This is a genomic window from Borrelia sp. A-FGy1 (assembly GCF_014084025.1).
Taxonomy (GTDB): Bacteria; Spirochaetota; Spirochaetia; order Borreliales; family Borreliaceae; genus Borrelia.
Genome location: NZ_CP043682.1, coordinates 613,407 through 626,118, shown reverse-complemented (window position 1 = coordinate 626,118; position 12,712 = coordinate 613,407). Strand labels below are relative to the sequence as shown.

General features: G+C 26.7%; 8 protein-coding genes. 5 read left to right on the top strand and 3 right to left on the bottom strand.

Annotated elements, in window-relative coordinates; genetic code table 11:
- The first annotated feature begins 66 nt into the window (after positions 1-66).
- The 3 genes from F0310_RS02930 to argS are packed head-to-tail and all read left to right on the top strand — an operon-like array spanning position 67 to position 4,629.
- Positions 67-2,253 carry a methyl-accepting chemotaxis protein gene (locus tag F0310_RS02930; RefSeq protein ID WP_182117459.1) on the top strand — a complete coding sequence of 729 codons (2,187 nt, stop codon included), beginning with the start codon at positions 67-69 and terminating at the stop codon, positions 2,251-2,253.
- A gap of 20 nt (positions 2,254-2,273) precedes the next feature.
- The gene (locus tag F0310_RS02925) at positions 2,274-2,867 is read left to right on the top strand and encodes a hypothetical protein (protein WP_182117458.1); all 594 of its coding nucleotides are present in this window, start codon (positions 2,274-2,276) and stop codon (positions 2,865-2,867) included.
- A complete protein-coding gene (gene argS / locus F0310_RS02920; protein ID WP_182117457.1) occupies positions 2,857-4,629 on the top strand; it encodes an arginine--tRNA ligase in 1,773 nt (590 codons plus the stop codon). The genes F0310_RS02925 and argS overlap by 11 nt, the downstream gene beginning before the upstream one ends.
- A gap of 22 nt (positions 4,630-4,651) precedes the next feature.
- Here the strand turns inward: argS and F0310_RS02915 are convergent, their stop codons facing one another.
- The gene (locus tag F0310_RS02915; protein WP_182117456.1) at positions 4,652-6,583 is read right to left on the bottom strand and encodes an AMP-binding protein; all 1,932 of its coding nucleotides are present in this window, start codon (positions 6,581-6,583) and stop codon (positions 4,652-4,654) included.
- A 13-nt stretch (positions 6,584-6,596) separates the two neighbouring features.
- Entirely contained in the window at positions 6,597-7,307 is a 711-nt protein-coding gene (locus F0310_RS02910; RefSeq protein WP_182117455.1) for a CPBP family intramembrane glutamic endopeptidase, read from the bottom strand.
- A 1,250-nt stretch (positions 7,308-8,557) separates the two neighbouring features.
- On the opposite strand from F0310_RS02910, the gene rsmA reads away from it, so the two are divergent.
- On the top strand, positions 8,558-9,394 hold the full coding sequence (gene rsmA, locus F0310_RS02905) for a 16S rRNA (adenine(1518)-N(6)/adenine(1519)-N(6))-dimethyltransferase RsmA (RefSeq protein WP_182117454.1): 837 nt from the start codon (positions 8,558-8,560) through the stop codon (positions 9,392-9,394).
- On the opposite strand, the gene pta is transcribed toward rsmA, so the two are convergent.
- Positions 9,365-10,426: a phosphate acetyltransferase gene (gene pta, locus F0310_RS02900; RefSeq protein WP_476577976.1), complete on the bottom strand. Its 1,062-nt coding sequence runs from the start codon at positions 10,424-10,426 to the stop codon at positions 9,365-9,367. The two genes, rsmA and pta, sit on opposite strands and share 30 nt — an antisense overlap.
- Positions 10,427-10,527: 101 nt before the next feature.
- On the opposite strand from pta, the gene metG reads away from it, so the two are divergent.
- Positions 10,528-12,708 carry a methionine--tRNA ligase gene (gene metG / locus F0310_RS02895; RefSeq protein ID WP_182117452.1) on the top strand — a complete coding sequence of 727 codons (2,181 nt, stop codon included), beginning with the start codon at positions 10,528-10,530 and terminating at the stop codon, positions 12,706-12,708.
- Positions 12,709-12,712: the final 4 nt, after the last annotated feature.

Here is a 12,712-nt window from a genome sequence, read left to right as displayed (position 1 = left end):
ATATAATAAAACATATATAATACTAGTTGGTTATAATATTTTCTAAAAAGTTTTGCGAGGATTCAAGTGAAAAGAAAAAATTCTAGTTTCACTCTTTTTTATAAGTTTAATATTGCTATATTAATATACACAATAACTATTGCTGCTACTACTTTTTTGCTATTAAATTACGGATATAAGAAGGTAATAACTAAAGAGCTTAAAAATTTCACAAAATTTGTCAATTATATTATGACAAAAAGCTTTGTTGATGATACAAAAAATACATTACAAGCGATTGACGAATTTATCATAAATTACAACAATGCATCTAGCAAGCAAAAGAATCAGCATCTTAAAAGCATAATGTATATAAACAACTCTAGCTTGTCCTCTTCTTACATAAAGATAATAGAATATGTAAATGAAAATGGAAAGGTATTGTATTCAAGCGATGATAAAAGAGTCAACTCCCAGATAAATTTAAAAGAAATTAAATCAGATAATTTTATAAATAAAACTCAAATAATTGCATTGCACAAAAACTTAATAAAAATAAATAATAAATACTATATACCTATACTTTATAAGATAGCAGTAAGAGACAAAGAAAATATATATAACACTTATAATACTGGATATGTAATCCTATATTTAGATATACTAGAACACATAAAACAATTAAGAAAAACCATATTTATGCTGCTAGAAAGATCTGTACTAGAAAAGTTAAATCAACATAATCAACATAACAGTTATCATTACTTCAAAATATATGCTATTAATAATCAAGGTGAAGTATTTGGAGAACAAAACGAAGACACATTCGAACACATCAAACTATCTATAGATAACCTATTTGAACATAATCCTAAAATAACAAATAAATTAATAAATTCAATATCTAGAAAAAAAAGCAATATTATTACTAACCATGACAATAACATAATCTCTTTAACAAGAATCACAACTTCATCTTGGTATATAGCAATACAAATGAACTATAACAATATATTTTCAAATGAACTATACAAAATTAAATTGATGTCAATATCAATAATAGCAGTGCTAGTAATAATATTCATTATTATAATGATAAACATTATCAAAAAATTAATCATAATAAAAATAGAACATTTAAATGAGGTAATTCCAAAAGTTAAAGACGGAGATTTGACAGTCAAGATTGAGTCAAAGGGGAATGACTCAATAAGTTCTACAATAAATCACTTCGGATATTTCGTCGAAAATTTAAAGAATGTAATAAACTCATTACAAGATAGAGTTAAATTATTAAAAGATAATGGAGATCTGTTATTCAATGAAATAAATAAAGCTTATAGTACTATAACAAATTCGAATAAATATATAGAAAAGACACAAGGAGAAGTAGAGAAACAAGTTGAATTTATTTCAAATACAACAAACACAATAGAAAGTTTGTCCAAAAACATTGCATCTCTTGATAATTCAATTGAAACTCAAGCTGCTAGCGTTGAAGAATCATCATCTGCTATTGAAGAGATGATAGGAAGTATCCAATCTGTTACAGAGATAACACAAAAAGCTGCAAAAAGCACAGAAGAACTTAAAATATTTTCAGACGACGGTCGTAAAAAGCAAGAAGAAGTTATTATGCAAATTAAAGATATTTATAAAAATTCAACAAGACTTCAAGAAGCAAATGCTCTAATATCATCTATTGCTAGTCAAACAAACCTACTTTCAATGAACGCAGCTATTGAGGCATCTCACGCTGGTGAAGCTGGAAAGGGATTTGCAATTGTTGCAGAAGAAATTAAAGATCTTGCAGAACAGGTTACTTCACAATCAGAATCAGTTGCAGCATCAATCAATGAAATCATGGATTCTATCAATAAAACAGTCAAAACATCTGAACTTACAAATAAAGCTTTCAATCAAATATTTGATTCAATAAATCTTGTGGTTCAAGTTATAGAAGAAATAAACCACACTATGCAAGAACAGTCAATTGGTAGTCAGGAAATTTTAAAAGCTTTAAATACAATGAGAGAAATAACATATGAAGTAAAAATTGGTTCAAATGAAATGTTTAGAGGAAATAAAGAGATTATTAATACTGTTTCTGTTCTAGAAGAAATTAACATAACAGTTTCGAATTCAATGAAAAGTCTAAAAGAAGAAATAAAAAAGCTCATAGGAGCAATTGAAAGCATTAAAACCTTTGGGGAAGTAAATACAAGTCATATTGTAGATATTAATACAGATACAAATCAATTTAAGACAAAATAAAATTGTTAAAGGTAAAATTTATGCAAAAAAAAACATTTTATGTTACAGAAAGATATTTAAAAACTCATTTAATGCTCTTTCCAATTTTTGCTTATACAAAAAACTTCCCAGAAGGAAGCATAATATCCATTTGGATATCCATCTGTATATTATTACCAGCAATAATTATTAACCAAATAGAACTAAGAAATCAAATACTAGGAATTTACTTATTTATAATAGGAATTATTGTTAGTTTAACTTATCTTTTCATGTATTATACAACCCCTATAATTTATAACAATTTAAAGTTTTCAATTCCCATTTTAATAGTGATAATAATATCATTTCACAAAAATGAACCTTTTAAAACTTTAAAAGAACCTTTAAGGATATTACAATATTCTAAACTACCAATATTAACATTCATATCTTTAAGCTCAATAATTTCACTCTTTAGAGAAATAATAAATACTGGAAATTTAAAGTTTTTCAATATAAAAATACCAATAATTAAAGAACTTAGCATAAATAAAATACCAACTTATAGCTCAAATGTTTTCTTAGTAGCATCTTTAATCTTTTTATTGATTAACACATTAATAAATAAAAAAGGGAAAAAGAATGATCAGTAAAATAAAAAAAGATTTAGAAAATAAAATTACTAAAACAATAAATAGACTTGCATTAAAAAAAAATATTAAATTAAAAAAAATAACTACAATAATCCAAAAACCTCCAAATAGCTCTTTAGGAGATTTGTCAATCTTAATATTTGAATTTAGTAAAATATTAGGGCTTAGCCCATCTGTTATTTCAGAAGAAATAGTAAAAGAGATAGGATTGAAATATGAAACTAAACCAATGGGACCTTACTTAAACATTAAAATCAAGAGAAAGGAATTTATCCGAGATACAATTAATAAAGTCAAAAAAGAAAAGGAAAAATACGGAACAAATAATTTCCTTAAAAATAAAAAAATAGTAATAGAATTTTCAGCCCCAAACACAAATAAGCCACTGCATGTAGGGCATCTCAGGAATGACATTATTGGAGAAAGTTTATCAAGAATATTAAAAGCTTCCGGTGGAAATATAATAAAAATAAATTTAATAAATGATAGAGGTGTTCATATTTGCAAATCCATGCTTGCTTACAAAAAATTTGGAAACAATATAACGCCTGAGTCTTCTTGTAAAAAGGGGGACCATCTAATAGGTGATTTCTATGTGAAGTACAATGAATATGCAAAAGAAAATGCCATAGAAGCAGAAGAAGAAATACAAAAATTACTATGTAAATGGGAAGAAGGGGATATAGAAACAGTCAAACTCTGGGAAAAGCTTAACAAATGGTCAATTGAAGGAATAAAAGAAACTTATAATCTTACAAACATTACATTCGATAAAATTTATCTTGAAAGTGAAACATTTGAAATTGGTCGCAATATTGTACTTAAAGGATTAGAAAACGGGTTATGTTATAAAAGAGAAGATGGAGCAATATGCATAAAAATACCTTCAGAAGAAAATGAAAATGAAAATAAAAAATTTAAAGAAAAAGTTCTATTAAGAGCAAATGGAACATCTATTTATCTTACTCAGGATTTAGGGAATATAATAACTAGGAAAAATGAATATAACTTTGATGAAATGATTTATGTTGTTGGAAGTGAACAAATTTATCACTTTAAAAGTTTATTTTTTATTGCAGATAAGCTAGGCATTACAAAAGAAAATAATTTAATACATTTATCTTATGGAATGGTAAATTTACCCGAAGGTAAAATGAAATCAAGAGAAGGCAATTTCATTGATGCTGATCACTTAATTAATGATTTAGTAAAATCAACTATAATAGAAATAAAAAAAAGAGCTACAAATGAGAAAGATATTCAAATACAAGATATTCAAAAAACTGCTCTAGATATATCAATAGGAGCTATTCACTATTATTTACTAAAAACAACAAGATATAAAGATATATTATTTAATAAAGAAGAAAGCTTATCATTTATTGGCAATTCAGGGCCCTATATTCAATATGTAGGGGCAAGAATTAATAGCATACTTGAAAAGTATAACAAATTAAAATTACCCAAAGAAAGTATCAATCTAAATTTATTAAAGCAGGAAAAAGAATGGGAAATAATTAAAATTATTTCCGAGTTTGAAGAGCACATAATTAAAGCTACAAAAGAATTAAATCCCTCATTACTAACTCAATACTCTTACTCACTTGCAAAAAGTTTCAGCACATATTATCAAGAAACAAAAATAATAGATACAAGAAACCTTGAACTTACAAATTCAAGAATAAAATTATCCGAAATTGTTTTACAAACAATTAAAAACTGCATGAATTTACTAAATATTCCTTATATGAAAAAGATGTAAAATTAACAAGCTTAAGTATAGATCACATTAGTTCAAAATCATCCTTACTAAATATTGACATTATCTTTTTATGATACTTTTCCATTATATAATATCTCTTAAGCTTAAGAGTATTAGTAAGTTCTTCACCAATAACAAAAGAATCTTTTAACAAAACGAATCCCACTATTCTCTCGTAATTCTTAAAACCAGACTTAGGGTTAACTATATCTGAAATACATTTAGAATAAAGCTTGTTAACGACTTCACTAGATAATAAATCATCTCTCGAAGAAAAAATTTTTCCATTAGAGTTTGTCCACTTTTCAAGTGATTCAAAATTAGGCACAATAATTGCTCCTAAGAACTTCTGGTCTTGCCCAACAATCATAACATTCTCAATAAGCAAAGATTTTGATAAAGCTCTTTCAATAGGTTCAGGCTCAATATTTTCTCCACCTCTTAATACAATTGTATCCTTACTTCTACCAACAATTGAAATTTCATGACCAATTGTTACACGAACCAAATCACCTGTTTTAAGCCATCCTTCTTTCGTTAAAACATCTTTTGTAACAAGTTCATTTTTAAAATAGCCACTCATAACTTGAGATGATTTTATCCAAAGCTCACCCTTCTCACCAGGCAACAAAGAATTGTCATTACTGTCAACTACTCTATATTCAATATCCGGAAGGAAAGGCCCAACTGTTCTAGCAATGGGACGATTTAAACGCCTAACACTTAAAACAGGACCTGTTTCTGTAAGACCATATCCTTCAAGAACCATAATACCAACTGCTTTAAAAAAATAATCTACATATTCTACTAAAGCTCCTCCACCAGATATACCAAATTCAAACCTTTTCCCAAGCGCTTTCCTAATTTTTTTAAAAACTAAAAGATCCCCTAAAAATTTAAAAGGAAATATCAAAATTAATCCTAAAAGAAAAATAAATTTCATAAAAAAAGAAACCAATAAATTTGATTTCCTATATGCAGGAACAAGGTCCAAAAATTTCTCTTTAAGCTTTACATAAATAATTCCAATCCTCAGAAAAACGCTAAATAAAACTCTCTTTACAAGAGACTCCGACACCTTTTTAATAACACCAATCCTTATTCCTTCCCAAATTCTTGGAACAGAAATAACTGCATGAGGATTTAAAGCTGCAAAATCTTTAAGTAAAATTGGTCCAATAGGCTTTGAGTAAGCAATTGACATTCCCTTAAGAGCAACTATATATTCACAAGCCCTTTCAAACGAATGCCAAAGCGGTAGTATAGATATCATTATTTTTCCTGGTTTAAGTAATGGAAGATAATCATAAATCCTATCTACTTGAAAAATAAAAGACTCATGACGAAGCATAACACCTTTTGGAAACCCAGTTGTTCCTGAAGTGTATATTATAGTAGCAAGATCATTGCCCGATCCCTGATCAAGCTCAGTATGAAATATCTTAGGATTATTGTTCAAGTAATCACCTCCCACACTTAACAATTTCTTATAAGAAGTTACTGTAATTAATCCTAACTTTTCTTCATAAAGCTTATCATCATCGATAACAACAATATGTTTAACAAATCTAAGATCTCGATTTTTAGATAGCACCTTTTGAAATTGTTTCTCATTCTCAACAAAGACAAAACCAGATTCAGAATGATTAATAATATATAATAATTCATCCTCAGGCGAATCATTACCTCTTGGGACATCAATACATCCCAAACTCATAACAGCAAGATCAATTATAATCCATTCTCTTCTGGAATCAGAAATAAGCGCTACTTTCTCGCCCCTCTTAATGCCATAATGAAGAAGGCCAGATGCAACACTCTTAACCTCATCCCAAAAATCAGAATATATCTGCTTCTTAAAATCTTTAGATTCATTATCCCTATAAATAAAAATATCAAGATCACCATAAAGTTTGACAACTTCATTAAAACGCTTAGGTATAGTATCTAGCATAAATCCTCCTCAACTAACTTAACATAAAGGCCACAATACTAACAGTAGTATTATAAAAACTATGAACTAAGCTTACATAGTATACATTTTTATATCTTAAATAAATAAAAGCCAAAATAAAACCAAGAATGAATGTAACAAATGTACCAATAAAGCCATAATAAATATGTCCAGATGCAAAAATGATACTGCTAAAAATAGTAGAAATAAATGAGTTAAATCCCATCTGTTTAAGTTTAGTAATAATAAAAGATCTATACAATAATTCCTCAACTGCTCCTGTAAAAAAAGAAGTAATAGCCATCAAATAAAGCGTTTCTTTACTACCCATATTCCATCTAAAACTACCAATATCCATCTCAACCCAAGACCTCCATGAATTTGAGAAAAAATATTCAAAACATAAATAAGTAATAAAAAACAAAAAAATAATAAAAATAACAAGACTAATAAAAATTAAAAATGCTTTCCAAATAAAAACTAACCTAAATTTAGGTATATAAAATTCATCTCTAAAATAAGTAGTACTTGTTAATTTGGCAAAATGTAAGATAAAAAAAATCAAAAAAGTACTATATAGCCAATAAACATAATGATTTCCACTAAAATTCCAAAGATTTTCATCAATGCTAGCAAAAGGAGATATATGAGTACAAATAATATAAGCTAGAAAAAGTTCTAAAATAGCATATCTGATGGGGTATTTATTATTTAATAATTTCATAATAAATTATTAAATATATATGTAATATTGTCAATTCTTATCTAATTGAATAAAACCATTTGGTATACAAAAAGAAATAATCTTAAAAAGAGATTTGTAGTGATTTTATCATTTGTTATAACTGAATTAAATCTGTTAATGCAATATTACTTGAATTTAAATATCATAAATTTGAATTTAAACTTAATATTAACGTTTTTAATAAAATTTTTACCTCTCATTCATATTTATGTTTAGAATAAATTAACTATTAATCTTTAAGACCAGCCTAAGCTTTAAAAGCTTGATAATTATCCATAAAAACAAAAACATTACTTATATGCTAATATATTTGAAAACCAAAATTCAATCAATATATGAATTTATAGAATAACTAAATCCATATTCAAGAATATTAAAATTAAATATAAAATCTAATATACAATCAATATTAAAACAAAAAACTCAATTTATTAAAAGATCGATAATAACAAAAATCAGAGAAAAAAGAAAACAATATGATAATTTATTAAACAATTTTTAATCTAATAACGCTTTATTCACATTTTTTAAATGTGATCTACTAAATAAAATAAATCAAACACTAAAATCACTAGTTTTAAATATAATTATTCTCAATTATCTAACTTTAACAGAATGCTCGCTGCCCCCTATCCTAAAGAGCCTATCATGATAGAAATACTTATGCTCTATAAATTAATTTACTAAGAACATTGCATATTAATTTAATAATTAAGCTATAATTTTACCACAAACAATAAATTCAGCAGGATTCAAATTATCTTAATTTAATGTATTTGACATATAAATTTCTCTTTTACTTCTTAAATAAAGATATAACTTAAATGAGATTATATCTTCGATTTTTATAATATTTTCAATTTAAATTAGAAAAACTCATCTTACTTATACTAAAGTTTCAATCTTCTGTTAATATCAATCTTTTCAAATCTAATAGTTACCCTTTATAATATTATTAATAATAAAAACATCAAGCTTATTTTTTATAAATTTAATACATATATCTATTTTTATTATTTGGCCCAATAAATATTTATATTTTTAAGGTAACAAAAGAAACAGTACTTTTTGTATTAGAAAATTTGCTACCATTCAAAATACCAACATAGACATATTTCTATTTTTAAGCATGTTAGTAACTTTTACATAATCTTTAAACTAAAAGTTAAAAAGAAAGATATAAAAAATTAATCGTTCTTAGACTGCTCTATATGTTATTATTAGTATCTATGGCCATAAATTATAACAGCATAAACAGCATAAAAACTGAACTTGATAGAAAAAATATAGCTCCAAGAAAAATATGGGGACAGAATTATTTAATTAATGAATACATAAGAGAAAAAATAGTAGATGCACTTGATATAAAAGAAAATGAAACAATCTGGGAAATAGGCCCAGGCCTTGGTGCAATGACAATTCTTTTACTTAAAAAAACAAATTTTCTAACTGCTTTCGAAATTGATAAAAAATACTCAGAAATTTTAAACGAATATTTTAAAAAATTTAAAAATTTCAAATTAATAGAAGGTGACTTCTTAAAAACATATAAAGAAGAAAAAAAAAGTGTTAGTAAAATATTTTCAAATCTACCTTATAACATTGCATCAAAAGTAATATATAAGCTTATTGAAGACAAAATTTTAAATCAAATGGTATTTACAGTTCAAAAAGAACTAGCAGATAGAATGCTTACAAAGAATGGCACCAAAACCTACTCTTCATTCACAGTTTTAGTCCAGTCACATTTTAATGTAACTAAAATCATGGACATTGATAAGAATAATTTCTATCCAATTCCCAAAGTAAAATCTAGCACTATTAAGCTTATTCCCAAAGAACTAGAAATTAAAAAATTTAAAGAATTCAATAAATTAGTGAGAACAGTATTTACAAGCCGTAGAAAAAAACTTAAAAATACAATTATCAATTTAGTTAAAAGTGAAAAAATCCTTAAAGAAGAATTTTTAACAAATTTTCTAGATAAAAGACCAGAAGAGATTTCCGTTGAAGAATTTATTGAAATTTCAAATAAATTAACTACTTATCATGAGGGCACTTGTTAATACAATATCATCTACAGAACATCCCCTTGAAAGATCACTAATATTCATTTCAAATCCCTGCAAGAAAGGCCCATAGGCTTTAGCAAAAGCTAATCTTTCAACAAGCTTATACCCAATATTTCCAGCCTCCAAACTAGGGAAAATCAACACATTTGCAGCACCAGCAACTAAAGAATTAACGCACTTTTTATCGGCAATGCTTTTAATTAAAGCTGCATCAAGTTGTAATTCTCCATCAATAATCAAGTCTTTATATTTACTTTTAACAATCTCTAAAGCACATTGAACCTTTTCAACTTCTATTGAATAGGCTGATCCTTTTGTAGAAAAACTTAACAGAGCCACTCTTGGCTCTACGCAAAAAATATTCTTAAAAGAATGTGCACTTTGTATTGCAATTTCTGCAAGTTCTACACAAGTGGGGTTAATAACTACAGCACAATCAGCAAAAAGTAAAATGCCCTCATGTCCAAAATAAGTACTGTTATTCATGCCATAACTGCTATAAGTATCCATAAGCATAAAAGACGATACAATTTTAGTATCCCTAAACTTGGGAAGAACAGTCAATGCAATTCTTAATACCTTGCTCGAAGATGACAAAGAGCCACAAACACAAGTCTTAACTTCACCTAATCTTACCATCATCATAGAAAAAACAATTTCATTTAAAATTTCAACTCTAGCTTTGCTTAAAGCCACTCCTTTATTTTGTCTTAAAATAAAATATTCATCTAAATATCTACTTAAATCTTCAAAAGAATTAGGATCTATCACTCTTATCATTTCTAAAATACTATCTTCAGATCCTATAAGTTTTCTTAAACTTTTCAAAATCCCATCTCTTTGTCCAATAAGAACTACAAATCCTGCTATTCTCTCTCTTAATACTTCAATCGCTGCCTTTAGAATTCTAATATCACTACTCTCAGGAAAAACTATGCTAGCCCTATTCCCATTTTTTATAACACTTTCTCTTGCTCTACTAAATACATAATCTTTAAAATTAAAAGAACTCATATTACTCCTCATATCATTTTTAATGAAAATATAACTATTTAGTAAAAATTTATAATATAATAAATCACATTAGCATTAAAATATTACAACGAAAAGGAACAAATTTTAAAAAAATGAAAAGCAAAAATTTAGTTACAGCCGCACTGCCATATGTTAACAATATACCTCACCTTGGTAACTTAGTACAATTGCTATCGGCAGATGCATTTGCAAGATATTCAAGGATGATGGGAATTGAAACACTTTATATATGTGGCACAGACGAATATGGAACAGCCACAGAAACTAAAGCTTTAATTGAAAAAACTACTCCTGAAAAACTTTGCAACAAATACTATGAAATACATAAATCAATTTATGAATGGTTTAACATCAAATTTGACATTTTTGGACGTACAACTAATCAACACCACAAAGAAACCGTACAAAATCTATTTTTAAAATTAGAAGAAAATGGATATATTCTTGAAAAAGAAAGTGAACAATTTTTCTGCGATTATAATTCAATTTTCTTAGCAGATAGATATATAATCGGAGTTTGCCCAACTTGTGGAAATAATGCAAAAGGAGATCAATGTGATTACTGTTCTAAACTATTAGCTCCCGTTGACTTAATAAATCCAAAATGTATAATATGCCAAAATATACCCATTTTAAAAAAAACCAAGCATTGTTATCTTGACTTACCAAAAATCAAAAATGAACTTGAAATTTGGATTCAAAAAAGCTCACAAGACTGTAATTGGAATACAAATGCTATTAAAATGACAAATGCATTCTTAAGAGATGGCATTAAAGATAGAGCAATTACAAGAGACCTTAAATGGGGAATACCAGTACCAAAAAAGGGATATGAAAATAAAGTATTTTATGTTTGGTTTGATGCACCTATTGGATATATATCAATTACAAAAGAAATTACAAAAAATTGGGAAGTTTGGTGGAAAGATAATGAAGATACAAACCTAGTACAATTTATTGGGAAAGATAATATTTTATTTCACACAGTTATATTTCCAGCTGTAAAACTTGGAAGTAAAGAAAATTGGACAATGCTCAATAAAATGTCCTCAAGTGAATACTTAAATTACGAAAATCTTAAATTTTCAAAATCTGAAGGAACAGGGATATTTGGAAATGATGTTATTAGTACAGGAATACCCACTGATGTCTGGAGATTCTACATATATTACAATAGACCTGAAAAGTCTGACTTTCAATTTATGTGGGATGATCTCTTAGAGAGAACAAATACTGAACTTATTGGTAACTTTTCAAATCTCATTAATAGAGTATTATCTTTTTACAAAAAATTCTTTGGAAATAAAATAGAAGAAATAGATATCAAAAAAGATTTTTGGAAAGAAATAAATCATAAATATGAAAGAATTATAGATTTTTTTAACAAAACAGAACTAAAAGCAGCGCTAAAAGAAATTCTTGAAATTTCAAGCATGGGTAACAAAATATTTCAAGACAGAGAGCCATGGAAAACAAAAAACAGTAACCCTAATGAAACAAAAGAGCTTTTGATAAATCTAATATACTTAATAAGAGATTTATCAATTTTAATCTCACCCTTTATCCCTCAAACAAGTAATAAAATAAGAAAATTTTTTGGAGAAAGTTATGAAATTTCTAATAAATTTTTAGGCACAAATTTGGGTTTAAAAACAATTAAGACTACAGAGGTTTTATTTACAAAGTTAGAAAAAGAATTAATTGATAGTTTAAAATTAAAATATTCAGGAGGCAAAAACATGCAAGATCAACAAACAGAAAATCCCGTAAAATTATTTAGCGAAAAAGTGTTTTTAAAAGTTGTAAAAGTAAAAAAAATAGAGAGAAACCCAAATGCAGAAAAATTATTCATATTAAAGCTAGATGACGGATCTCCTAATGACAAACAAATTGTAAGCAGCCTTGCAGACTACTATAAGGAAGAAGAATTAATTGGAAAACATATTATAATAGTTGACAATTTAAAAACTGCTAAGTTTAGAGGGATTAAATCTGAAGGAATGTTAATTTCAACTGAAGATAAGAATAAAAACTTTAAAGTAATAATTATGGAACATTTTAAAGATAATCCTACTCCTGGTGAGCGAATAATACTTGAAATCGACACTGCTGATAAATTAAACTATCCATCAAAGATTAGCATAGATAAATTTATGCAAACTCAAATTGTAGCAGAGAATGGAGAACTTAAAATAAATGGAATTAACTTAATCCTAGAGAAATCCAGAGAGAAAATACTCTCTAAAGAAATTAAAAATGGAATAGTTCGATAAGCTT